26 protein-coding genes are annotated in these 22,862 nt (G+C 67.8%); 12 read left to right on the forward strand and 14 right to left on the reverse strand.

The window, feature by feature from the left end:
• The first annotated feature begins 8 nt into the window (after positions 1–8).
• The 3 genes from AC1DFC_RS13355 to AC1DFC_RS13365 all read left to right on the forward strand — a co-directional run bounded on the left by AC1DFC_RS13355 (position 9) and on the right by AC1DFC_RS13365 (position 2,321).
• Entirely contained in the window at positions 9–803 is a 795-nt protein-coding gene (locus tag AC1DFC_RS13355) for a TlyA family RNA methyltransferase (protein WP_007827924.1), read from the forward strand.
• A gap of 10 nt (positions 804–813) precedes the next feature.
• Entirely contained in the window at positions 814–1,638 is an 825-nt protein-coding gene (gene metF, locus AC1DFC_RS13360) for a methylenetetrahydrofolate reductase [NAD(P)H] (protein ID WP_007827926.1), read from the forward strand.
• A 62-nt stretch (positions 1,639–1,700) separates the two neighbouring features.
• Complete coding sequence (locus AC1DFC_RS13365) at positions 1,701–2,321, forward strand: septal ring lytic transglycosylase RlpA family protein (protein ID WP_007827928.1); 621 nt, start codon at positions 1,701–1,703, stop codon at positions 2,319–2,321.
• Positions 2,322–2,333: 12 nt separating this feature from the next.
• Here the strand turns inward: AC1DFC_RS13365 and AC1DFC_RS13370 are convergent, their stop codons facing one another.
• Positions 2,334–3,284 carry a 23S rRNA (adenine(2030)-N(6))-methyltransferase RlmJ gene (locus AC1DFC_RS13370; RefSeq protein ID WP_007827944.1) on the reverse strand — a complete coding sequence of 317 codons (951 nt, stop codon included), beginning with the start codon at positions 3,282–3,284 and terminating at the stop codon, positions 2,334–2,336.
• 197 nt (positions 3,285–3,481) lie between these two features.
• Here AC1DFC_RS13370 and rplM point away from each other — a divergent pair, with 197 nt between their 5' ends.
• The 4 genes from rplM to mdtD all read left to right on the forward strand — a co-directional run bounded on the left by rplM (position 3,482) and on the right by mdtD (position 6,404).
• Positions 3,482–3,913, forward strand: coding sequence for a 50S ribosomal protein L13 (gene rplM / locus AC1DFC_RS13375; RefSeq protein WP_007827946.1), 432 nt, complete (start codon positions 3,482–3,484; stop codon positions 3,911–3,913).
• A gap of 12 nt (positions 3,914–3,925) precedes the next feature.
• A complete protein-coding gene (rpsI, locus tag AC1DFC_RS13380; RefSeq protein ID WP_007827948.1) occupies positions 3,926–4,318 on the forward strand; it encodes a 30S ribosomal protein S9 in 393 nt (130 codons plus the stop codon).
• A 215-nt stretch (positions 4,319–4,533) separates the two neighbouring features.
• A complete protein-coding gene (erpA, locus tag AC1DFC_RS13385) occupies positions 4,534–4,899 on the forward strand; it encodes an iron-sulfur cluster insertion protein ErpA (protein WP_007827949.1) in 366 nt (121 codons plus the stop codon).
• 80 nt (positions 4,900–4,979) lie between these two features.
• Complete coding sequence (gene mdtD / locus AC1DFC_RS13390) at positions 4,980–6,404, forward strand: multidrug transporter subunit MdtD (RefSeq protein WP_478179388.1); 1,425 nt, start codon at positions 4,980–4,982, stop codon at positions 6,402–6,404.
• A 6-nt stretch (positions 6,405–6,410) separates the two neighbouring features.
• On the opposite strand, the gene AC1DFC_RS13395 is transcribed toward mdtD, so the two are convergent.
• Complete coding sequence (locus tag AC1DFC_RS13395; RefSeq protein ID WP_007827953.1) at positions 6,411–7,535, reverse strand: anhydro-N-acetylmuramic acid kinase; 1,125 nt, start codon at positions 7,533–7,535, stop codon at positions 6,411–6,413.
• A 44-nt stretch (positions 7,536–7,579) separates the two neighbouring features.
• Positions 7,580–8,926: a M23 family metallopeptidase gene (locus AC1DFC_RS13400; RefSeq protein WP_007827955.1), complete on the reverse strand. Its 1,347-nt coding sequence runs from the start codon at positions 8,924–8,926 to the stop codon at positions 7,580–7,582.
• A 160-nt stretch (positions 8,927–9,086) separates the two neighbouring features.
• On the opposite strand from AC1DFC_RS13400, the gene tyrS reads away from it, so the two are divergent.
• Positions 9,087–10,319, forward strand: coding sequence for a tyrosine--tRNA ligase (tyrS, locus tag AC1DFC_RS13405; protein ID WP_478179389.1), 1,233 nt, complete (start codon positions 9,087–9,089; stop codon positions 10,317–10,319).
• 8 nt (positions 10,320–10,327) lie between these two features.
• Here the strand turns inward: tyrS and AC1DFC_RS13410 are convergent, their stop codons facing one another.
• A complete protein-coding gene (locus AC1DFC_RS13410) occupies positions 10,328–10,948 on the reverse strand; it encodes an OmpA family protein (protein WP_007827959.1) in 621 nt (206 codons plus the stop codon).
• Positions 10,945–11,499, reverse strand: a complete 555-nt coding sequence (locus AC1DFC_RS13415) for a FecR family protein (protein WP_478179390.1) — start codon at positions 11,497–11,499, stop codon at positions 10,945–10,947. Before AC1DFC_RS13415 ends, AC1DFC_RS13410 begins: the two co-directional genes overlap by 4 nt.
• A gap of 152 nt (positions 11,500–11,651) precedes the next feature.
• On the opposite strand from AC1DFC_RS13415, the gene AC1DFC_RS13420 reads away from it, so the two are divergent.
• Both AC1DFC_RS13420 and dtd read left to right on the forward strand, forming a co-directional pair.
• Positions 11,652–12,569, forward strand: a complete 918-nt coding sequence (locus AC1DFC_RS13420) for a cation diffusion facilitator family transporter (protein ID WP_007827964.1) — start codon at positions 11,652–11,654, stop codon at positions 12,567–12,569.
• Positions 12,566–13,009 carry a D-aminoacyl-tRNA deacylase gene (gene dtd, locus AC1DFC_RS13425; protein ID WP_007827966.1) on the forward strand — a complete coding sequence of 148 codons (444 nt, stop codon included), beginning with the start codon at positions 12,566–12,568 and terminating at the stop codon, positions 13,007–13,009. Before AC1DFC_RS13420 ends, dtd begins: the two co-directional genes overlap by 4 nt.
• Positions 13,010–13,019: 10 nt before the next feature.
• Here the strand turns inward: dtd and ybeY are convergent, their stop codons facing one another.
• Together ybeY and AC1DFC_RS13435 are read right to left on the reverse strand one after the other, a co-directional pair.
• On the reverse strand, positions 13,020–13,487 hold the full coding sequence (gene ybeY / locus AC1DFC_RS13430; RefSeq protein WP_007827968.1) for an rRNA maturation RNase YbeY: 468 nt from the start codon (positions 13,485–13,487) through the stop codon (positions 13,020–13,022).
• 1 nt (position 13,488) lies between these two features.
• The gene (locus tag AC1DFC_RS13435) at positions 13,489–14,436 is read right to left on the reverse strand and encodes a PhoH family protein (protein WP_042672571.1); all 948 of its coding nucleotides are present in this window, start codon (positions 14,434–14,436) and stop codon (positions 13,489–13,491) included.
• A gap of 29 nt (positions 14,437–14,465) precedes the next feature.
• Between AC1DFC_RS13435 and ruvA the strand changes: the two genes are divergently transcribed.
• Complete coding sequence (ruvA, locus tag AC1DFC_RS13440; RefSeq protein ID WP_007827972.1) at positions 14,466–15,038, forward strand: Holliday junction branch migration protein RuvA; 573 nt, start codon at positions 14,466–14,468, stop codon at positions 15,036–15,038.
• 87 nt (positions 15,039–15,125) lie between these two features.
• On the opposite strand, the gene AC1DFC_RS13445 is transcribed toward ruvA, so the two are convergent.
• The 7 genes from AC1DFC_RS13445 to AC1DFC_RS13475 all read right to left on the reverse strand — a co-directional run bounded on the left by AC1DFC_RS13445 (position 15,126) and on the right by AC1DFC_RS13475 (position 21,696).
• On the reverse strand, positions 15,126–15,713 hold the full coding sequence (locus tag AC1DFC_RS13445; RefSeq protein ID WP_478179391.1) for a YdeI/OmpD-associated family protein: 588 nt from the start codon (positions 15,711–15,713) through the stop codon (positions 15,126–15,128).
• Positions 15,710–16,666 (reverse strand): phosphatidate cytidylyltransferase, encoded by a 957-nt coding sequence (locus AC1DFC_RS13450; protein WP_007827976.1) that lies wholly within the window; start codon positions 16,664–16,666, stop codon positions 15,710–15,712. Before AC1DFC_RS13450 ends, AC1DFC_RS13445 begins: the two co-directional genes overlap by 4 nt.
• A complete protein-coding gene (locus AC1DFC_RS13455) occupies positions 16,663–17,373 on the reverse strand; it encodes a lysophospholipid acyltransferase family protein (protein ID WP_007827978.1) in 711 nt (236 codons plus the stop codon). The genes AC1DFC_RS13450 and AC1DFC_RS13455 overlap by 4 nt, the downstream gene beginning before the upstream one ends.
• A 124-nt stretch (positions 17,374–17,497) precedes the next feature.
• On the reverse strand, positions 17,498–17,944 hold the full coding sequence (locus tag AC1DFC_RS13460) for a hypothetical protein (protein WP_413314847.1): 447 nt from the start codon (positions 17,942–17,944) through the stop codon (positions 17,498–17,500).
• Complete coding sequence (locus tag AC1DFC_RS13465; protein WP_478179392.1) at positions 17,934–19,283, reverse strand: phosphatase PAP2/dual specificity phosphatase family protein; 1,350 nt, start codon at positions 19,281–19,283, stop codon at positions 17,934–17,936. Before AC1DFC_RS13465 ends, AC1DFC_RS13460 begins: the two co-directional genes overlap by 11 nt.
• Positions 19,280–21,046: a bifunctional alpha/beta hydrolase/class I SAM-dependent methyltransferase gene (locus AC1DFC_RS13470; protein ID WP_007827983.1), complete on the reverse strand. Its 1,767-nt coding sequence runs from the start codon at positions 21,044–21,046 to the stop codon at positions 19,280–19,282. Before AC1DFC_RS13470 ends, AC1DFC_RS13465 begins: the two co-directional genes overlap by 4 nt.
• 32 nt (positions 21,047–21,078) lie before the next feature.
• Positions 21,079–21,696 (reverse strand): CDP-alcohol phosphatidyltransferase family protein, encoded by a 618-nt coding sequence (locus AC1DFC_RS13475; RefSeq protein ID WP_478179393.1) that lies wholly within the window; start codon positions 21,694–21,696, stop codon positions 21,079–21,081.
• A gap of 99 nt (positions 21,697–21,795) precedes the next feature.
• Here AC1DFC_RS13475 and ruvB point away from each other — a divergent pair, with 99 nt between their 5' ends.
• Positions 21,796–22,860 (forward strand): Holliday junction branch migration DNA helicase RuvB, encoded by a 1,065-nt coding sequence (ruvB, locus tag AC1DFC_RS13480; RefSeq protein ID WP_478179394.1) that lies wholly within the window; start codon positions 21,796–21,798, stop codon positions 22,858–22,860.
• Positions 22,861–22,862: the final 2 nt, after the last annotated feature.

The following is a 22,862-nucleotide window of genomic DNA, read 5'->3' on the forward strand; positions in this document are numbered from 1 at the left end:
GACAGCGCATGCGCGCCGATCAACTGTTGGTAGAGCGCGGCCTGGCCGCGTCGCGTTCGCAGGCTGTGCGGCTCATCGCCGGCGGCTTGCGATGGCGCGACGCGGGCACCAGCGACGCGTGGCGTTCCGTCGCCAAAAACAAGGACGACGTGCCCGAATCGGCCGAGCTCGAGCTGGTCGATGCGGCCGAGGCCCGGTATGTGTCGCGCGGCGGGCTCAAGCTCGAAGGCGCGCTTGCCGTGAGCGGTGTCGATCCCTCCGGCAAAGTGTGTCTCGACGTGGGCCAGTCGACCGGCGGTTTCACCGACTGCCTGCTGCAGCGCGGCGCCGCCAAAGTGGTCGGCGTGGATGTCGGCCACGGGCAGCTGCATGCGAAGCTGCGCGAGGACGAACGCGTGGTCCCCATCGAAGGCGTCAATGCGCGCGCGCTCTCGGCTGACGACTTGCAGGAAGAGGGCGGGGAACCATTCGATCCACGCTTCGACCTGATCGTCGGCGACCTGTCGTTCATCTCGCTCACGCTGGTGCTGCCGGCGGTCGTCGAGTTCCTGGCCGACGACGGCCACCTGCTGATGTTGGTGAAACCGCAGTTCGAGCTGCAGCCCGGCCAGGTCGGCAAGGGCGGCATCGTGCGCGACGAGTCGATGTACGCGGTGGTCGAGAAGCGCTTGCACGATGCCTGCAAGGCGCTGGGCCTGCGGGTGCTGCAATGGTTCGACAGCCCGATCGCCGGGGGCGACGGCAACCGCGAGTTTTTCATTCACGCCGTTCGCGCTGTTCACGGCGCTAACGACGGTTCCTAAGGAGACGCAGGTGCGCCTTCCGTTGAGTTTCGAATTCTTCCCGACCAAGACGCCCGAGGGCGCGGTCAAGCTGCGCGCCGCGCGCCAGCAGCTGTATGTGCGCAAGCCGCAGTTCTGCTCGGTCACGTACGGCGCGGGCGGTTCCACGCACCAGGGCACTTTCGGTGCGGTGCAGGAGATCCTGTCCGAAGGCGTGGACGCTGCGAGCCACTTCTCGTGCATCGGCGCCACCCGCGCCACGGTGCGCGAGCAACTCGCCGAACTCAAGGCCATGGGCGTCAAGCGCCTCGTGGCCCTGCGCGGTGACCTGCCGAGCGGCTATGGCATGGGCGGCGAGTTCCTGTACGCGAGCGACCTCGTTGCCTTCATCCGCGAAGAGACCGGCCGCGACTTCCACATCGAGGTGGCTTGCTACCCCGAGGTCCATCCGCAGGCACGCTCGCCCGAAGCCGACCTGCAGGCCTTTGCCACGAAGGTGAAGGCGGGCGCCGACTCTGCGATCACGCAGTACTTCTTCAGCCCCGAGGCCTACTTCCGCTTCGTCGACGACGTGCGCAAGCTGGGGCTTGACACGCCGATCGTGCCGGGCGTCATGCCGATCACGAGCTCGACGCAGCTCATGCGTTTTTCCGACGCCTGCGGCGCCGAGATTCCGCGCTGGGTCCGTTTGCGGCTGCAGGGCTTCGGCGACGACACGGCGTCGATCAAGGCCTTCGGTCTCGACGTGGTCACCGACCTGTGCGCGCGTCTGCAGGAAGGCGGCGCGCCGGCGCTGCACTTCTACACGATGAACCAGTCGGCGGCCACGCTGGCTGTGCTGGAGCGCCTCGATTGAGTGGGGGCGCGGGGCTTCGTGCAGCGCTCGTCGCTGCGACCTGCGTTCTCGCGGGTTGCGCCATGCCACCTGCGACCGACGCCGAAGGCGGGGCGACGGCGAAGCTGACGCCCTTGCCTCGCGCCATCGCGGTGCCTCCGGGCGCGGCGGCGCGTTCGAGCGTGCCGTCGGTGCGCTATGACCTTGCGGTGTCCGGCACGGGCGAACTGCCGCCGGACGACGGCGTGCCCGGCGATGAGGGCACGCGGGAAATCTTCGAGCGCGGCGGTGCCTCCTGGTACGGCATTCAATTCCATCAGCGCAAGACCGCCAGCGGCGAGCGCTTCGACATGGCAGCCATGACGGCGGCCCACAAGACCCTGCCCTTCAACACGCGCGTGTGCGTGCGCAGCCTCGTCAACGGCAGCGAGGTGCTGGTGCGCATCAACGACCGCGGGCCGTACGCGGCAGGTCGCGTGATCGACCTGAGCCGCGCGGCGGCCGACCGCATCGGCCTGACGAGCATGGGCATCAAGCAGGTGGCGTTGACGGTCGTCGATCGCGAGGGGATGCGTTGCGGCGGATTGCCGGTGGAGGCGGGCGACGTGCTGGCGTCCGCAACAGTACCGGCTGCGCCGCAACGGGCGAGGTCGCCGGCGCCCGCACGCCGCAAGGCGGTCGTGCCGCCCCGCCGCCGGAGATAGGGGCCGGAAGGCTCAGCCGCCCGAATCGAGCGAGAAGGCGGCGTGCCGGTCTTGTGCCAGGCGCTCCGCCAACTGCGGCAGGGCGGCCGCCAGCAGCGGCTTCAGCGTGTACGGCGGGTTGATCAGGAACATGCCGCTGGCCGGCAGCCCCGGCCGGTGCGTTTCGCCCGATGCGTCCGTCGTGATCTTGCTGGACTTGACCGTCAGCGTGGCGTGCAGCCAGGACTTGCCGGCTTTCGTCGCCATGGTCTTGAGCCGGCGCGGCAGGTCGTGCGCCTCGGGGCGCGGAATGATCGGATACCAGACCGCGTAGGTGCCGGTGGCGAAACGCTTGAGCGCCTCGGCCGCGAAGTCGAGCACGCGGCCGTAGTCGGTCTTCATCTCGTAGCTCGGGTCCATCAGCACCAGCGCGCGGCGCGAGGGCGGCGGCAGGAACTTGGTGGCGCTGCCGAAGCCGTCTTCGTTCAACACGGCGATCTGGCGGCCGGCCTCGAGCTGGGCGATGTTGGCGCTCAGCGCGCGGCCGTCGGTCGGGTGCAACTCGAACAGCTTGAGCCTGTCGTGGTCGCGCAGCAGGTGCTGCACGATGAATGGCGAGCCGGGATAGACGCGGGCTCCGCCGTTGGGGTTGAAGTCGTGAATCACTTCCAGGTAGCGCGCAATGGCGTCGGCGACTGGAATTTCGGCTTCAGGCGCTACTTTTTTGGTAGCGGACTTCGCGGCGGGGGCTGGCGCATCGGGTATTTTCTTGCCCGAAAGAAGCCGCAGGATGCCGTCGGCCGCTTCACCGCTGGTGCCGGCGTAGTCGCCGTCGAGCCGGTATAGGCCGGCGCCGGCATGAGTGTCGACGACCGTCAGGGCCGCCTCTTTTTCAAGCAGATGGTCGAGCGTGGCAATCAGCACCGTGTGCTTGAGCACGTCGGCGTGGTTGCCGGCATGGAAGGCGTGGCGGTAACTGAACATAGGGGGAGGATGGTAACGGTGTTGGGCCCTGCATATGCGAATTTGCCAGCACAGGGCCATTCTTTATATAATCGCGGGCTTCGCAGCGTTTTTGTGGCCCCGCGGCGAGGACTTTAAACCCACCTAAGAGATTCCCGTCAGAGGAACGCCGACCGTGGAAAAGGGCCCGCCAAACCCTCTTTTCAAGAGAAAAACTCATGACCAAAACGTTCAGCGCCAAGCCCGCTGACGTGACGCACGAGTGGTTTGTGATTGACGCGACCGACAAGGTCCTCGGACGAGTAGCCAGCGAAGTTGCTCTCCGTTTGCGCGGCAAACACAAGGCCATTTACACGCCTCACGTCGATACCGGTGACTTCATCGTCATCATCAACGCCGCGCAACTGCGCGTCACCGGCGCCAAGTCGATCGACAAGGTGTACTACCGTCACTCGGGCTACCCGGGCGGTATCACGGCGACGAACTTCCGCGACATGCAGAACAAGCACCCGGGCCGCGCCCTGGAAAAGGCTGTCAAGGGCATGCTGCCCAAGGGCCCGCTCGGTTACGCGATGATCAAGAAACTCAAGGTGTACGGTGGCGCTGAGCACCCGCATACCGCCCAACAGCCCAAAGTGCTGGAACTGTAAGGAGCCTTGAGAATGATTGGTGAATGGAACAATGGCACCGGCCGTCGCAAATCCAGCGTCGCCCGCGTGTTTCTGAAAAAAGGCACCGGCAAGATCACGGTCAACGGCAAGGACATCCAAGAGTTCTTCGGCCGCGAAACCTCGATCATGATCGCCAAGCAGCCCCTGGCGCTGACCAACAACCTCGAAGCTTTCGACGTGATGGTCAACGTGAACGGTGGCGGCGAATCGGGTCAAGCCGGCGCCACGCGCCACGGCATCACCCGTGCGCTGATCGACTACGACGCGACGCTCAAGCCCGTGCTGAGCCAAGCCGGCTTCGTGACGCGCGACGCGCGTGAAGTCGAGCGTAAGAAGGTCGGTCTGCACTCCGCCCGTCGTCGCAAGCAGTTCAGCAAGCGCTGATCTGTTCACTGCGAACACAAAGCCGCCTTCGGGCGGCTTTTTCGTTACCGGGGCCGCCTTCGGGTGCCTTTTCGCTGGAGCTGCCCCTTGGTGCGGGGGGCGTCCGACCCCACTTGCATTGGGGTGCACGCCACACCCGGCCTGCCGGGAATGCGGCATTGCAGTAGCATTCGTTTCATTGGCCGCATGTCCGGCCCCCTAGGAGTTATCACCCCATGAGCGCCGTTGCCGAAAACATCCAGACCCAGATGCCCGAGCCGATCGTCTTCACCGACAGCGCGGCCGCCAAGGTCGCCGACCTGATCGCCGAGGAAGGCAATCCCGACCTGAAGCTGCGCGTGTTCGTGCAGGGCGGCGGCTGCTCCGGCTTCCAGTACGGTTTCACCTTCGATGAAATCACCAACGAAGACGACACCACCATGACCAAGAACGGCGTCTCGCTGCTGATCGACGCCATGAGCTACCAGTACCTGGTCGGCGCCGAGATCGACTACAAGGAAGACCTGCAGGGTGCCCAGTTCGTGATCAAGAACCCGAACGCCACCAGCACTTGCGGCTGCGGATCGAGCTTCTCGGCCTGATGCCTGGATGCTGCTGACCCAGCTTCCCCCCAAAAGCCGCCTCCGGGCGGCTTTTTAGTTCCTGCTTCATTCCCTTGCCCATGACCTTCAAGGCCGATGCCGCCGCCGATCCCGTTCAAAAGAGCCTGCTGTGGCTCGTCGCGGTCGGCTTCTTCATGCAGACGCTGGACGCCACCATCATCAACACGGCGCTGCCGGCGATGGCCGCGAGCCTCGGCGAAAGCCCGCTGCGCATGCAGTCGGTGGTGGTGGCCTATGCGCTCACCATGGCGATGCTGATTCCCGCCTCGGGCTGGATCGCCGACCGCTTCGGCACCCGGCGTGTCTTTTTCTCAGCCATCGTGCTGTTCGCCGCCGGATCGGTACTGTGCGCGCTCTCGCACGGGCTGGGCCAGTTGGTGGCTGCGCGGGTGGTGCAGGGCCTGGGCGGCGCGCTGCTGCTGCCCGTGGGGCGCCTGGCGCTGCTGCGCACCGTGCCGCGCGGAGGGTTCCTGCAGGCGATGAGCTTTGTCGCCATCCCGGGGCTCATAGGGCCCCTGCTGGGCCCCACGCTGGGCGGATGGCTCGTGCAGTACGCCTCGTGGCACTGGATCTTCCTGATCAACGTACCCGTGGGGTTGCTGGGCTGCATTGCCACGCTCAAGTACATGCCCGACCTGCGCGGTGCCGTGCAGAAGCGCTTCGACAGCGTTGGCTACGCGATGCTGGCCTTTGGCATGGTGGCGATTTCGCTTTCGCTCGACGGCGCGGGCCTGCACCAGGGCGGCGTGATGGTCGTGCTGATCTTCGGTTTCGCCAGCATCGCCGGCTACTGGCTGCGCGCCGCGCGCACGCCCGAGCCGCTGTTCGCGCCCTCGCTCTTCCATGTGCCCACGCTCAGCATCGGCCTGATCGGCAACCTGTTCTCGCGGCTGGGCAGCAGTTGCATGCCCTTCCTGGTGCCGCTGCTGCTGCAGGTGTCGATGGGCTATTCGCCGGTGCGCGCCGGTCTGATGATGCTGCCGATCGCCCTGGCGGGCATGGCCATGAAGCGCTTCGCCACGCCGTTGATCACGCGCCACGGCTACCGCAAGGTGCTGGTGACCAACACCATCCTCGTGGGCTGCACGATGGCCAGCTTCGGCCTGACGGCGCCGGGCCAGCCGATGGCGCTGCATGTGCTGCAGCTGCTGGCTTTCGGCGCGGTCAATTCGCTGCAGTTCACCGCGATGAACACGATCACGCTGAAGGATCTGGATGGCAGCATGGCCAGCAGCGGCAACAGCCTGCTGTCGATGGTGCAGATGCTCGCAATGAGCCTGGGCGTTGCCGCCGCGGGCGCCGTGCTGACAGGCTACAACGGCATTTTCGGCACTGAGACGCCGGCGCACACGCTGGATGCTTTCCAGGCCACTTTCGCAAGCATGGGGCTGATCACGGTGGCTTCTGCGCTGATCTTTTGGCATCTGCCCTCAGAAGTGCGCGCGACGCGCCCTGCGCAGCCGGAGGTTTCCGGCCAGGGCTGATCCGTTTCAGGCAGGGTAGATCGCGCCGAGCACCCGCGGCCCGCGGGCGCCGGTTACGCTGGCCAGGTTGCCCGCCTCGCGCCGGATGGTGGCGCGGGCCAGCCATGCAAACGCAGCCGCCTCGACCTGCTGGGGCGGCAGGCCGTGTTCGGTCGAGGCCGCCACGTCGACGCCGGGCAGCAGCGCGCGCAGGCGGTCCAGCAGGTGGTCGTTGAGGGCGCCGCCTCCGCACACGATCAGCAGGTTGCTATCCTTTCCATAGCCACTTACATCTGCTGCGCAGGCACGAGCGGTCAGTTCGGCCAATGTCGCCTGTACATCGGCAGGCGCCATCGCCACCGTGCCCAGCTGCGCGGCCAGCCAGGTCGGATTGAACAGATCGCGCCCGGTACTTTTCGGGGGGGCCTTGGCGAAGTACGGGTCCGCCAGCATTTGCGCCAACAGATCGGGCAGCACCTGTCCGCTGGCGGCCCATTGGCCGCCACGGTCGAAGGGCTGGCCCTGGTGGGTCTGGCACCAGTGGTCCATCAGCGCATTGCCCGGACCGCAGTCGAAGCCGAGCACGCTGATGCCGCTGGCCGCATTGGTGGCCGGCAGCAGGCTCAGGTTGGAGATGCCGCCGACGTTCAGCACCGCGACCGTCTCGTCGGCCTGTGCGAACAGCGCCTGGTGGAAGGCCGGCACCAGCGGCGCGCCCTGGCCGCCGGCTGCGAGGTCGCGGCTGCGGAAATCGCCTACCACGTCGATGCCGGCCAGTTCGGCCAGCAGCGAGGGATTGTTGACCTGGAGGGTGTAGCCGACCTCGTCGAACTCGAGCGGCTGGTGGCGCACCGTCTGGCCGTGCGCGCCGATGGCGGCGACGGCGCTGGCGTCGATGCCGCTGTCCGCCAGCAACTGGGCGACGACGCCGGCGTACGCCCGGGCCAGTCCGTTGCCCGCAAGTGCTGCACGGTGCAGTTCGTTGTCGCCGGGCGTGTTCAGCGCCAGCAGTTCGGCGCGCAGGGCCACGGGAAATTGCGCCGTGGCATAAGCCCGCACCGCGATGCGGCCGCCGGAAAAGTCGGCCAGCACACCGTCGACGCCGTCGAGCGAGGTGCCCGACATCAGGCCGATGAAGAGTTTGGCGGCCATCTCTGGATCGGGTCTCGAGAGAGGTCGCCTGCCGCGCGGCGGAATCAGTCGGCGCTGGCCTGGATGACCGAGAAGGCGGCTGCCAGCTCGGTGCGCGCGCCCACGGCGATGCGTTCGAAGGCCGGCCGCAGTGCCGCGGTGATCGGCGCGCCGCCTTCCTGGGCGATGGATGCCGGGTCTTGATAGACGCCGCCCACGCGGAATTCAAAGTGCAGGTGCGGGCCAGTGGCCCAGCCGGTGGAACCCACCGCGCCGACCGTCTGGCCCTGGCTCACCGCCTGGCCTGCCTTGACGTCGATGCGGCTCAGGTGCGCATAGGCCGTCTGCTGGTTGTTGCGGTGATTGATGATGACGATGTTGCCGTAGCCGTTCTGCGTGCCGGCGAAATCGACCGTGCCGTCGCCGACCGAGCGCACCGAGGTGCCCGTGGGCGCCGCGTAGTCGACGCCGTTGTGCTGGCGCCAGCTGTTCAGGATCGGGTGCATGCGCATCGCGAAGCCGCTGGACACGCGCGAGAACTCGACCGGCGTCGCCAGGTAGGCCTTGCGCAGGCTGTCGCCGTTCGGGCGGTAGTAGCTGCCCTTCTGGCCCGCGCCCGGAGGCTGGAACCAGACGGCCTGGTGGATCTTGCCGTTGTTCTCGAATTCGGCCGACAGCACGCGGCCGCTGCGCAGCGCCTGCCCGTCGGCCTCGAAGGTCTCGTACACCACGGCGAAGCGGTCGCCCTTGCGCAGCGCACGCACGTCGACGTCGCCCGCGAAGATGTCGGCCAGCTGGCTCGCCACCGCATCGGGAATGCGCGAGTCGTCGGTGGCGGCGAACAGCGAGGTGCGGATGGTGCCGCTCGCCAGGCGCGTACCCGGCGTGAGCGTGTCGCGCTCGGTCACGCCGGCGAAGCCGGTGGGCGTGCGCTCGATGACGAAGCGCTTGAAGCCGCCGTCGCCGTCGGGAATCCAGCGGGCGCTGAGTTTCTTGAGCTGGTTTTCCTGCGTCGCCTCGGCCGTCACGGTGCGGCCGGCGCGCGAGAACAGCGCGTTGCGGGCTTCGACGCTGCCGCGCACGAAGGCGGTGGCGGCCGGGTCGGAGATGCCGAGGCGCTTCATCAGGGCTTCGGCCGTGTCGCTCGAACGGGTAACGTCGGTGCGGAACAGGGTGAAGCTGAAGTTCTCGAGCGATTCACCCTGGTCGGCGAACGACACCGGCGCCGTCGCTTCGAGGATCTGGTGGACCGGGAGGTCGGAGGCGTCGGGGCCCAGCGATGCCACCGCAAGGGTGCCGGCGCTCAGCAGCGCCGCCGCGATGAGCGCGGTGATCTGCTTGGGATACGTCCGGAATGTATAGGCCACGCGAGAAGCAAGTAGCTCCTCGGCGGCAAGAATGCCGTTGATCAAACTGTGAATTCCAGCTCAGGTTCTGCAAATCCGTGCTGCAAGGCCCAGTACGTTCAGGGCGGCAGCAGACGGTGCGGAAAAAAGCGCCGCTTAGAATCCGGCGCTTGACAAGTCGGGCTGAGTATAGCTTCGGCACCCCCAAAGTCAGCTAAAAAAGCCCATGAACGCCGAATCTGTTACATCCACCACCCTCTCAAATAGTGTAGGACGCGCGCTCGAAATATCCCTCCGGGGCGCCGACGAGTTGCTGCCGCAGGACGAGTGGGTGCGCAAGCTGCAGCGTTCGGAGGCCACCGGGACGCCGCTGCGCATCAAGCTGGGGCTGGATCCGACCGCTCCGGACATTCATATCGGCCACACCGTGGTGCTCAACAAGATGCGCCAGCTGCAGGACCTGGGGCACCGGGTGATCTTCCTGATCGGCGACTTCACCACCACCATCGGCGACCCCTCCGGCCGCAACAGTACCCGTCCGCCGCTCACCCGCGAGCAGATCGAGGCCAATGCCCAGACCTACTACAGGCAGGCCAGCCTGGTGCTGGACCCCGAGAAGACCGAGATCCGCTACAACTCCGAATGGAGCGACCCCCTGGGCGCGCGCGGCATGATCCAGCTCGCCGCCAAGTACACGGTCGCCCGGATGATGGAGCGCGACGACTTCAACAAGCGCTTCAAGGGCGGCCAGTCGATCTCGGTGCACGAATTCCTCTACCCGCTGATGCAGGGCTACGACTCGGTCGCCTTGAAGAGCGACCTCGAGCTGGGCGGCACCGACCAGAAGTTCAACCTGCTCGTCGGCCGGCATCTCCAGCAGGAATACGGGCAAGAACCGCAGTGCATACTCACTATGCCACTGCTGGAAGGGCTCGATGGCGTCGAAAAGATGTCCAAGAGCAAGAACAACTACATCGGCATCAGCGAGGACGCCAACACCATGTTTGCCAAGGTGCTGTCGATCTCCGACGACCTGATGTGGCGCTGGTACACGCTGCTGAGCTTCCAGTCGCTGGAACAGATCGCGGCGCTGAAGGCCGAGATCGAGGGCGGCCGCAATCCGAAGGACGCCAAGGTCGCGCTGGCGAAGGAAATCACTGCGCGCTTCCACAGCGCGGCGGCGGCAGATACGGCCGAACAGGATTTCATCAACCGCAGCAAGGGCGGCGTGCCGGACGAGATTCCCGAGGTGTCGCTGCCGGGCGCGCCGCTGGGCATTGCCCAGCTCCTCAAGCAGGCAAACCTCGCTTCTTCGGCGTCGGAAGGCAACCGCCTGATCGACGGCGGCGGCGTGCGCATCGATTCCGCCGTGGTCAGCGACAAGGCCCTGAAGCTGCCTGCGGGCAGCTACGTGGTTCAGGTCGGCAAGCGCAAGTTCGCCCGCGTGACCTTGAGCTGAGCGCCCGCTCAGCGCACCTCGATGGTGACGCGCCGGTTGCGCGGCTCGTCCACCTCGTCGGCGGTGGGAATGGCCAGGTCGCGCTCGCCTCGGCCTACGGCCTCGATGCGGTTGGCCGGGAACTGGCGCTCCACGAAGAGCTGGACCACTTCCTGCGCGCGGCGGCGCGACAACTGGTCGTTCTGCTCGCCGCTGCCCTTGGTGTCGGTGTGGCCCGTGACCACGATGTCGCCGCCGCTGCGCGCCAGGGCAGCGGCCAATGCCTCGGTCATGATCTGCTGCGATGCCGGGGTCAGCGTTGTGCCACCGATATCGAAATACACCGTGTAGCGCTGCGGCGGGGGCGGGCGCATGTCGAAAAGCGGCTTGTTTTCAGCCTGTACCTTGGCCGGATCGACCTGGTCGACCGCCGGGGCGCCGCTTGCGCCCACTGCGGCCGTGGCGCGCTGGTAGGGCTTGGAGAGCACTTCCTCGCCATCCTTGGCGCGCACCACCACCGCCGATGGCTTGCCGTCGGCCTGCGGCAGCAGCACCACCCGCGTGCCCGGCGTCGAACAGGCGGCAAGAAGCGCGGCTGCCAGCGTGGCGATGAAGAGCGATGCGGGGCGGGACCTGGAGGAGATCGTCATGGCTTGCCGTCGGCTTGCACGATGAAGTCAGTGCCGCGGATGCCGATGGTGGCCGTCTGCGTTTCGACCCGGACCGCGTCGGGGTTGGTCTTGCCGATCAGGCCCGTGATCATGCGCATGGAGCCGCGCAGCAGCGAGACCAGCATGCCGCCCTCGTACGTCGTGCCGTCGAAGTGGAATTCCTTCAGGTCGAGCCGCGACGAGGGACCGACCACCAGCGTCGTGTCGTCGCGCAGCACCACGGAGGCGGACGAATCGGGGCCGGTCACGATGCGGTCCACGGTGCCCAGTGCATCGCCCGGGCTGGCGGGGCGCGTGGCACCGGTGCCGTTGAGCAGTTGCACGTTGCCGCGCACGGATTTCACGAAGCCCGCCTGGGGATCGGCCTTGGCCGGGGCCGCAGGCGCAAGCGCGGGTGTGGGTGCGGGTGCGGGTGCGGGCGAGGCAGCGGGAACCGCCACCGGGGCGGTCGAAGGAGTCTGGGCCTGTGCCAGCGCGGCCGAGCCCACAATGGCCAGGCCGCTCAAGGCGGTCACGAGTTTTTTCATCATCAAGGGGCTCTCTGCGAAACGGTGTTCCGCAATGGTCGCGAATATTAATGCGAAGGCGTTACATGAAGACACGGGGCCGATAATTCAGGCAGTTCTTGCGGCCTTTTACCGCTTTTCGTGTGGCCTATTGCCCAATTTCCGATGATTTTTACATGACGTTTACCCCTAAGACGCTGCTGCGCGTTTCCGTCGCCGTGGCCTTGATCACGATCGTGCTCAAGGGCCTGGCAGGCTACGTGACCAACTCGATGGGCCTGATCTCCGACGCGATGGAGTCCTTCGTGAACCTGGCGAGCGCCATGTTCGCGCTCGCCATGGTGACCATCGCCGAGCGGCCAGCCGACGACGACCATCCCTACGGCCATCACAAGGCCGAGTACTTCTCCTCGGGCTTCGAGGGCATCCTGATCGTCGGCGCGGCCATCGCGATCCTCTGGGTCTCGGTGCAACGCCTGCTGACGCCACAGCCGCTCGAGCAACTGGGCTGGGGCCTGGCGCTGTCGGTGATCAGTTCGGGCTTCAATGCCGGCCTGGCCTTCCTGCTGTTCCGCGCGGCCCGCACGCATCGCTCGATCGCGCTGGAGGCCGACGGCCGCCACCTGATGACCGACGTGTGGACTTCCGCCGCGGTGGTCGTCGGCATCGTCTGCGTGCAATTCAGCGGCTGGCTCTGGCTCGACCCGGTGCTGGCCATCGGCGTGGCGCTCAACATCGTGCGCGAGGGCGTCAAGCTGGTGTGGCGCTCGTCGCAGGGTCTGATGGACGAAGCGCTCGACGCCGAGACCCTTGCCACCGTGCGCGCCACGCTCGACGCGTTTGCCGCCCGCATGCCCGAAGGCACGCGGCTGCGCTTCGACGACATGGTGACGCGCAGCGCCGGCCAGCGCCGCTTTGCCGACCTGCACATGCACGTGCCCGGCCACTGGACCCTGCAGCACGCCGCCAGCATGCGCGACGAACTGGAGCAGGCCCTGATGGACGCGGTGCCCGGCCTGCGCGTCACGATCCAGCTCCTGCCCCTGACCATGGAAGCCCGCGCCACCCAGGCCGGCGAACATCACCCCCTATGAAGGCTGTTCTTCAACGCGTGGCGAATGCGCGCGTCGATATTGCGGGCCGCACCGTCGGTGCCATCGATTCGGGCCTGCTCGTGCTGCTGTGCGCCGAGCGCGGCGACACCGATGCGCTGGCCGACCGCATGCTCGCCAAGATCCTCAAGCTGCGCATCTTTTCGGACGACGCCGGCAAGATGAACCTCAGCGTGCAGGACATCGGCGGCGGCCTGCTGGTGGTGAGCCAGTTCACGCTGGCGGCCGATTCCAGCGCCGGTAACCGCCCCAGCTTCACTCAGGCCGCGCCGCCCGATGAGGGACGCCGGCTCTACGAGTACTTCGTGGCGCAGGCACGCGCCGCGCACCCGGTGGTGGCCACCGGCGAGTTCGGCGCCGACATGCAGGTGCACCTGCTGAACGACGGGCCCGTCACCATCCCGCTGCAGATGGCGGCGTAGCGGACGCCATCTACTTGCCGTACGGGCTGCGGATGCCCAGCCCCGCGAGGATCTCGATCTCGTAGGCTTCCATCTCGTCGGCGTCGGCCTCGCTGGTCTCGTGGTCCCAGCCCTGCGCATGCAGCGTGCCGTGCACCAGCAGGTGCGCGTAGTGGTCGGCGAGCGTCTTGCGGTTTTCCTTCGCCTCGCGCGCCACCACCGGCGCGCACAGCACGAGGTCGGCCATCACCAGCGGGCTTTGCGCGTAGTCGAAGGTCAGCACGTTGGTCGCGTAGTCCTTGCCGCGGAACTCGCGGTTCAGGCGCTGGCCCTCGTCGGCATCGACGATGCGCACGGTGATCTCGCCGTCGATGTCGAGCGCATGGCGGATCCAGCGCGTCACGCTGTGGCGCGGCAGCGCGGCGCGGTGGCGTTCCACGCCCTTGAAGCGCCCGAACTGCAGCGAGAGCGAAAGTGCGGGGAGCCTGGAGGCGGCCATCTCAGTGGCCTCCCGCGCGCTTGCGCTGGCCGTCGTAGGCATCGACGATCTTCGCCACCAGCGGATGCCGCACCACGTCCGCACTCGTGAAGTGCGTGATCGCGATGCCGTTCACCCGCTTGAGCACGCGCTCCGCATCGATCAGGCCGCTCAGCTGCTGCTTGGGCAGATCGATCTGGCTCACGTCGCCCGTCACCACCGCCTTGGCACCGAAGCCGATGCGCGTGAGGAACATCTTCATCTGCTCGACGGTGGTGTTCTGCGCCTCGTCGAGGATCACGAAGGCGTTGTTCAGCGTGCGCCCCCGCATGAAGGCCAGCGGCGCGATTTCCAGCGCGTTGCGCTCGAATGCCTTCTGCACCTTCTCGTAGCCCATCAGGTCGTAGAGCGCGTCGTACAGCGGGCGCAGGTAGGGGTCGACCTTCTGCGTCAGGTCGCCAGGCAGGAAGCCGAGCCGCTCGCCCGCTTCCACCGCGGGCCGCGTCAGCACGATGCGCTGCACGGCGGCGCGCTCGAGCGCATCGACCGCGCAGGCCACTGCAAGATAGGTCTTGCCGGTGCCGGCCGGCCCGATGCCGAAGGTAATGTCGTGCTTGGCGATGTTGTCGAGGTACAGCGCCTGCGTGGGCGTGCGCGCGCGCAGGTCGGTGCGGCGGGTGACGAGCATCGCGAGGTCGTCGTCGCCGTCGAGCATCGAGCCGTCGCCGGCCAGCGTGAGCTGCACCACGGCCGGATCGATGACGCGCTGGGCGATTTCGTACAGCGCCTGCAGCACGTCCATTGCGCGCTGCGCGGAGGCCTTGGGGCCGTCGACCTTGAACTGTTCGTGGCGGTGCGCGATCTTCACGCCCAGCGCTTCCTCGATGCGGCGCAGGTGCGCGTCCAGAGGTCCGCACAGGTGGCCGAGGCGCGAGTTGTTCAGTGGGGTAAAGGTGTGTCGCAGAATCACGCCGGACATTTCAAGGAAAAAGGGCACCCATGATAGGCAAACTGACCGGCACGCTCGCTGAGCGCAATCCGCCGCAGGTGGTGGTGGACTGCAACGGCGTCGGCTACGAGGTCGATGTGCCGATGAGCACGTTCTACAACCTCCCCGGCACCGGCGAGCGCGTGTCGCTGCTCACGCACTTCGTCGTGCGCGAGGACGCGCAGATTCTCTATGGCTTCGGCACGGCCGAGGAGCGGGCGGCTTTTCGCCAGCTCATCAAGATCACCGGCGTGGGGCCGCGCACGGCCCTGGGCCTGCTTTCGGGCATGAGCGTGGGCGAACTGTCGCAGGCGATCACGACGCAGGAACTGGGCCGGCTCGTGAAGATCCCGGGCATCGGCAAGAAGACCGCCGAGCGGCTTCTGCTGGAACTCAAGGGCAAGCTCGGTGCCGACATCGGCCTGCCTGCGCACGCGGCGTCGGACGCGCAGGCCGACATCCTTCAGGCGCTGGTCGCGCTCGGCTATAGCGATAAGGAAGCTGCGCTCGCACTCAAGGCGCTGCCGAAGGATGCGACCGTGAGCGAGGGGATCAAGCTGGCGTTGAAGTCGCTGGCGAAGTGAGCGTGATTCAGGGCGCGCTCACGCCGACGGGAGACATTCGCGGAGGGGAGCACCCGGTGGCCTTCGCACGCGCCCCAGAAGGGGCACTCAGGGATGGATCTTCTCTCCCTTGGCCAGCATCTCCACGAACTGCGCAATGCGCCGCGCCCGCGTCTCGGGCTTCTTCGCGCCCTGGGTACGGAACAGCACCGCGAAGCGGTTGCGTGAATCGAGCGTGGCGAAGAACTTCGCGGCCTTCTTGTTCGCATCGAGCGCAGCCTGCAGGTCGGGCGGTACCGTCGCCGCGCTGACGCCCTCATAGGCCGCATCCCAGCGGCCGTCGGCCTTCGCGCGCTCGATCTCGGCATGGCCGGCCGGTTGCATGCGGCCTTCGTCGATGAGCTTCAGCACCTTGGCGCGGTTGATCTGCGACCAGATACTGCGCCTGGTGCGCGGCGTGAAGCGCTGCAGGAAGTACTGCGCATCCTCGCTCCTGCGCTGGCCGTCGATCCAGCCCCAGCACAGCGCTTCTTCCAGCGCGGCGGGATAGTCGATGGAGGCGATGCCGCTGTCCTTCTTTGCGATGCGCAGCCACACGCCGGCGGCGCTGGCGTGGTGGCGCTTGAGCCAGCGCGCCCACGACGCAGCGCTGCTGCACTCGATCGGCGTGTCGTGCGGAACGCGTTCCGTGCTCACGGCACCCACCAATAGCGCAGCGCGTGGAAGTAGATCGGCGCCGCGAAGATCACCGAGTCGAGCCGGTCGAGCATGCCGCCGTGGCCCTCGATCATCGAACCCCAGTCCTTCACGCCGCGGTCGCGCTTGATGGCCGACATGACGAGGCCGCCGAAGAAGCCCATCAAACAGATGGTGAGCGCCATCAGCGCCGCCTGCCACGGGTTGAACGGCGTGGCCCAGTAGAGCGCCGCGCCCAGCGCGGTGGCGCTCGCCACGCCGCCGACCAGGCCTTCCCAGGTCTTGGAAGGCGACAGCTCGGGCGCCACCTTGCGCCTGCCGAAGAGCTTGCCCCACACGTACTGCAGCACGTCGCTGCCCTGCACCACGATCACGAGGAACGCGATCAGCAGCAGGTTGCGGCCCTCGAAGCCCGGAATCTGCAGCGTGAGCAGCGCGGGCACGTGGCTGATGCAGAACACGCACACCATCAGCCCCCACTGGATCTTCGAGGTGCGCTCCAGGAAGCGCTGCGTGTCGCCGCCCATCGCCGCCAGGATGGGCAGCAGCAGGAAGGCATAGACCGGGATGTAGATCGAATACAGCCCGTACCAGTCGATCCAGATCAGGAAGTACTGCCCCGGCAGCGCGACGAAGAAGGCCAGCGCGATCGCCGCGTGGTCGCCGCGCCGCGTGTAGGCCAGGCTGATGAATTCGCGCAGCGCATAGAACGAGATCAGGTAGAACAATACGATCACGCCGCCCTTGCCGAAGGCGAAGGCAATGCCGATCACCGCCACCATCACCCACCACGCATTGACGCGCGAGTTGAGGTTGTCGATCACCGAATGCGGCTGGCCGCTCGCCACCCGCCACTTGAGCAGCGCGCCGATGGACGAGGCCAGCACCAGCACGCCGAAGACGCCACCGAAGAGCCTGAGCGTGGTCCACGCGAAAGGAGAGAGCTCGATCATGCGGCCGTCCCTCCGTCCTGCCTGCTGTTGGGTTCGAGGCGGTCGTATTCGGGGCGCAGGTCGAGCATTGCCGCGCGCGCGCGGGCCAGGAACGACACCTTCTCTTCCCCTTCCGCCAGCGTGATCGGCGTGCCGAAGCGCACCGTGCAGGCCAGCGGAATCGGCACCAGCACGCCCTTGGGCAGCACGCGCTTCAGGTTCTCGATCCACACCGGCACCAGCCGCACGTGGGGGCAGGCGCGCGCCAGGTGGAACAGCCCGCTTTTCAGCGGCAGCAGGATGTCTTCGCCCGTGTTGCGAGTGCCCTCGGGGAACATGATGAGCGAGTCGCCGCCCTCCAGCGCGTCCTTCATCTGGTCGACCGGGTTGCCGCCCTGGCCCGAGCCGTCGCGCCGGATCATCAGCGCGTTGAACACGTCCTTGCCGATGAAGTTGCGCAGCTTCGAGGCTTCCCAATAATCCTGCCCCGCCACCGGCCGCGTGAGTCCGCGCAGGTCGGGCGGCAGCGTGGCCCACAGCAGCACGAAGTCGCCGTGGCTCGTGTGGTTGGCGAAGTACAGGGTCTGCTCGGCCTTCGGCGTGGTGCCCGACCAGATGGCGCGCACCCCGGTCAGCAGCCCGGCGGCGCCGATGATGAGCTTGCCGGCCACGACGGCGAGGCCGCGCCGCAGCACCGTGCTGTCGGGCTTTTCTGTCCTGTCGCTCAAAGTGCTGCCTCCGGTGTGCGCGCTTGGTTCGGTGCGCACCGCGGAACCGGCTTCGCCGGGCCGCCGGTGCGGCCCCCGGCGAGGGGGGAGGAGGCCACACGCAGTGGGCAAGCCTGGGGGAGAATCATGACAAGTCCTGTGTCATCAAGGCAAGTAGGAACAGGGCGCTCTGGCAGGCCACCACGATGGCGTGGCGCTGCATGAGCTGGCGGGTGCCCTGCACGCGGTCGTCGAGCGGGCGGGGGGCGTGCTGCGACGGCGGCGGCTCGCGCAGCCCGAGGGCCGAGAGCGCGCGATCGAGCGCATCGAGCGAGGCGACGGTGCCGCGCGCGAGGCCGTCGAACAGGGCCTCGTCGAAGCGCAACCGGAACGCGAAGTAGCGCTCCAGCGCGCCGAGGATCACGACCGCGCCGAAGCCCATGGTGGCTGTGGTCGAGAGCGAGCGCAGCGTCAGCGCGAGCACCAGCGCCGAGATGCAGGTGAGCGCGAAGCCCCAGAGGGCCAGCAGCGCGATGGCGCGCAGCAGGCCCGCCAGCGCGGCGCAGGTGGTTCGTTCGTTGTCATCGGTCATGGGGCGGCACCTCCGGCAAAGGCTTGAAGGGCTCCAGCGACAGGCGCCACGCACCTCGCAGCACGATCTGCGGCCGTGCGCGGCGCACCGCGTCCTCGGCCTGGGCAGCACCGCCGGCCGCGCCGTAGCGGCCCAGCCAGGCGATCGCCGCGGCCGCGCTGCGCGAGAAGCCGAGCGCGCAGCAGACCCACACTGTCGCACCATCCGCGCTGCGCCGCTGGCCTTCGATGACGGCCGCCGCGCGCTGCAGGCGCACGGTGGGCGGCACTGTCAGGTCGAGCAGCGGCACGCAGCGCGCATGCGGCACGACGGCCGGCATCTGCAACTCGGCGCACAGGCTCACCAGCCGGGGCTGCCCGGCGGCCAGCCATTCGGCGTGCGTCGGGCGGCGGCCGAGCCGCAGGCCGGGCACCACCTCGACCGAGGCAGGCAGCCTGCGCGTCCAGAGCCAGGCGTTGACGGCGGCGCCGAGCCGGTAGGGCGCCAGCATCCAGCGCGCTGCCCAGGCCATGCGGCCATGGCCGTCCATTTGAAAGCCGCGGGCGCCGAAGCCGGCGTAGTTCAGCGCCACCAGCGCGAGCGATGCGGCCGGCCATGCGAGCCACAGCGCGACGCCGCCGCCACGCAGCGCGGCAGCCAGGAGCAGCGCCGCGCCGGCCGCGTAGAACCCCGCCAGCTTCCAGCGCTGGGCGTCCCGCGTGCAGCACCATGCGCGCGGCATCGACACCACGCGCTCCAGCGGCCACAGCCACACGCAGAACTGGCCGAGCAGCGCGCCGGTCGGAATGTCGATGAAGTGGTGCTGCCACGTCGTGAGCACCGAGGCGCAGATGGCGAAGGCCCACAGGTGCAGCACCAGCCGCGCCCACAGGGGCCGAATGAACTGGCGGTACCAGTCCCACAGGATGACCGCCAGCGCGATGTGCAGCGAGGGCGCCTGGTTGAACGGCTGGTCGAAGCCGCGCAGCGCATTGAACAGGAAGGCTGGTGCCCCCTCGACCGGCGGCTGCCCGAAGCTGAAGTGCAGCGGCCAGACGATGAAGCAGCTGCAGGCGATGAGCGTGGCCGTCACCAACCGCAGCGCATGCCGGTCCAGCGTGTGCCGGCTGCGCGCGAGGAACAGCGACAGCGCGTAGAAGACGTTGATCGTCCAGTACGGGAAGATCGTCCACGGCCAGAAAGGCAACTGCCGCTCCCACTCGAAAGCCATCGACGGAACGTTGGCGCGCGTGGTGGCCCACCAGTTGGCGAGGCCGTAGGTCGCATAGAACAGCGGCCCCAAGAACACCAGCCATGCGGCCGCGCGCTTCCAGGGCCGTCGTGCCGCAGAGGCGGTCATTGCGCGACGCGCACCGCCAGCGACACGGTGAAGATGCCCCACTCGTCGACCCGCTGGTCGATCTTGCGGAAGCCCGCTTCCTCCACCAGCTGGTCCATCTCGTGCTGCGTGCGGCGGCGCATCACCCAGGCTTCGCCCTGGCGGTGGCTGGTGAGGGCGCGCGCGATCATCTCGAGCTGCGGGTGCCAGGGCTGACCGGTGTAGACGAGATAGCCGCGGTCTTCCACCGCATCACCCACGCCCGCGAGCGAGCGGCGCACCATCTCGTTGTCGGGGAACAGCTCGTACAGGCCCGACACCACGGCCAGCGTGGGGCGCGGCGCCACGGTGGCGAGGCTCATGCGGTCGAAGGCGTCGGCCTGCACGAACTGCGCGACGTCTTCCAGGCCCTTCTCGGCGATGAGTGCGCGGCCGTCGCGCACGTTGATGTCGCTGTAGTCGCGCAGCAGGATCGAGCTGGCCTTCACGGGGCTTGCGAGCACCGCATCGAGCACGTAGCGGCCATGGCCTGCGGCGATGTCCATCACGCGCACCTCGCGGTGCATTTCGGCCAGGCGCTCCATGGCGACGCGGATCAGCTCCTCGACATGGATCTTGCGCTGGCGGATGCCGCGCCAGCCGATGGAGTTCAGGTAGGTGTTGTCGATGGAGCGGCCGATGGCCGAGCTGCCCTGCGGGTGGTTGCGGTACACGTAGTCGAGCGTGCTGCCGGAGTCGAAGCCAGTGGCGTGGCCCAGCTTGATGCCTTCGGACATCGTGCCGCCCAGCTTCAGCCCGGCGCGGGTCATCGCCCAGTAGGCGCCGCGCGGCGACAGGGGCGACAGCGGCTCGGCCAGTGCGCGCGATTCGTCGGCCGTGTCGCCGCTCAGGTGCGCCTCGCGGCGGTCGACCGGCACGGCCGGCTCGTCGAAGCGCTGCAGGATGAATTCGCGGATCGAGGCCACCGCCGGCGCCCGGTCTTTCTCGCCCAGCGTGTCGTGGAAGAAGCCCGGCAGCTCGGTCTTGGTTTTCACCGCGCTGCCCAGGCGCTCGAAGAACTGGTGTTGCGGCTTGTGGTGCACCACCCAGTCGGCGCCCGAGATCAGCAGCTGCACCGGCAGCGTGATCGCATTGGCGTCGGTCACCACGCGGTCGGCCGCCTCGTACAGGCCCAGCAGGATGTTGACCGCGATGGGTCGGGAGATCAGCGGGTCGCTCTCGTAGCTTGCGATGCGTTCGGGGTCGTGCGTGAGGAACTTCGCCTTCACGTAGCTGTTGACGAAGAACAGGCCGCGCAGCTTGTGCATCAGCCCGAGCCCGGCGCGCGCGAACGGCACATACAGCTTCACCTTGAAGGCCGGCGAGGCGAGCGTGAGACCGCGCACCTTGGGTGCGTAGTCGTGCGCCCAGGTGGCGATCAGCACCGCGCCCACGCTCTGCGCGACGACGTGGATGTCCTGCTCGGGCACGCCGTGCGCGCTGCCGATGTGCTGCACGAAGGTCTGCACGTCGCGCACCGAGGTGCCGAAGCTGGGGCTGTAGCCGCGCTGCCCGGGCGAGCGGCCGTGGCCGCGCGCGTCCCAGGCGAAGAAGTCGAAGTCGGGCAGCTCCAGCTCGTCGACCAGATGCGCCATGCGTGCACCGTGCTCATGGCCCCGGTGGAACAGCGCGATGGCGCCGCGCCGCGTGGCGCCGGTGGCCGGCCAGTGGCGGTAGAAGAGCGATTCGCCGTCGTGCGTCTGGAAGTGATGCTCGGCGGCAAGGCGTGGAGTGGTGTCGTTCATTGAATCCCTGTGATCCTTGGATCTTGTCTTGTTCAGTGGCGGCCGGCCGCGTCGGCTTCGGCCAGCGCGCGGCGGATGCGGTTGACGGTGGTCCAGGCCACCAGCGCGGCCAGCAGCGGCATCAGCCAGGCCGTCCAGCCCGGTAGCGGCCAGCCCAGCGCCACGTACAGGCCGAGCGCGCCGAACACGAAGGCCCGGTCGCTCTTGCCCAGCGGGCCGTCGTAGCGGCGCGAGGCGCCTACCGTGGGGCCCAGCGCGCCGGCGAATTCGCTCAGCCCGGCCAGCACGATCACCGCGCCGACCCAGAACGGGCTGAACGGCGCCACCAGCGCAAAGGGCAGGTAGAGCGCTGCGTCGGAGACCACGTCGGTCAGTTCATTGAGAAAGGCGCCCAGCCTGCTTTGCTGGTTGTGCTCGCGCGCCAGCATGCCGTCGATGGCGTTGAAGGCCATGCGCAGGAACATCCACAGCGGAATGAGCGCGAAGGCGCGCAGAGAAGGCGCCGCGAAGAAGAGCCGGAGCCCGAGCGCGACCGACACCACGCATGCCGCCATCGTGACCTGGTTGGCGGTGACGCCCATCGCATGCAGGCGGACCACCAGCGGCCGCAACAGGGCCTGGAAACGCGGCTTCAGTTCGTAGATCGACACGTGCTGGCTTCTCCTCGTTTGTTATATGGCCGGATACACGGCCGGAGCATTCTGCCAGTGTGGCAGGCACTAAACTCGCCGTCGAAGAACCTCCTCGCAATGACCATCCAGACCGACGACTTCGCGCCCGCCCCCCAACGCGTGGTGTCCGCTGCCCCCGCTTCGCCCAACGAAGAGGCGATCGAACGGGCCCTTCGACCGAAGCTGCTCGACGAGTACGTCGGCCAGGCCAAGGTGCGCGAGCAGCTCGAGATCTTCATCGGCGCCGCGCGCAAGCGCAAAGAGGCGCTCGACCACGTGCTGCTGTTCGGCCCCCCGGGCCTGGGCAAGACCACGCTGTCGCACATCATCGCGGCCGAGCTCGGCGTGAACCTGCGCCAGACCTCCGGCCCCGTGCTCGAGAAGCCCAAGGACCTGGCCGCGCTGCTGACCAACCTTGAGCCGAACGACGTGCTCTTCATCGACGAGATCCACCGCCTGAGCCCGGTCGTCGAGGAAATCCTGTACCCCGCGCTGGAGGACTACCAGATCGACATCATGATCGGCGAGGGGCCGGCCGCGCGCAGCATCAAGCTCGACCTGCAGCCCTTCACCCTGGTGGGCGCCACCACCCGCGCCGGCATGCTGACCAACCCGCTGCGCGATCGCTTCGGTATCGTCGCGCGGCTGGAGTTCTACACGCCCGAAGAGCTGGCGCTGATCGTGCATCGCAGCGCGGGCCTGCTCAAGGTCGAGACCGACACGGCCGGCGGCTTCGAGATCGCCCGCCGCTCGCGCGGCACGCCCCGCATCGCCAACCGCCTGCTGCGCCGCGTGCGCGACTACGCCGACGTGAAGGGCAATGGCCGCATCACCGAAGACATCGCGCACAGGGCGCTCGCCATGCTCGACGTCGACCCGCAGGGCTTCGACCTGATGGACCGCAAGCTGCTCGAAGCCGTGATCCATCGCTTCGACGGCGGCCCGGTGGGGCTCGACAACGTCGCGGCCAGCATCGGCGAGGAGCGCGACACCATCGAGGACGTGATCGAGCCCTACCTCATCCAGCAGGGCTACCTGCAGCGCACGCCGCGCGGGCGCATCGCCACGCTGGCGGCGTACCGGCACCTGGGCGTGGCGCCGCCTTCGGGCCGCGCCGAGGGGCCCGATCTTTTCGGAGCTTGAAC

The organism is Variovorax sp. 10L421, assembly GCF_056395365.1.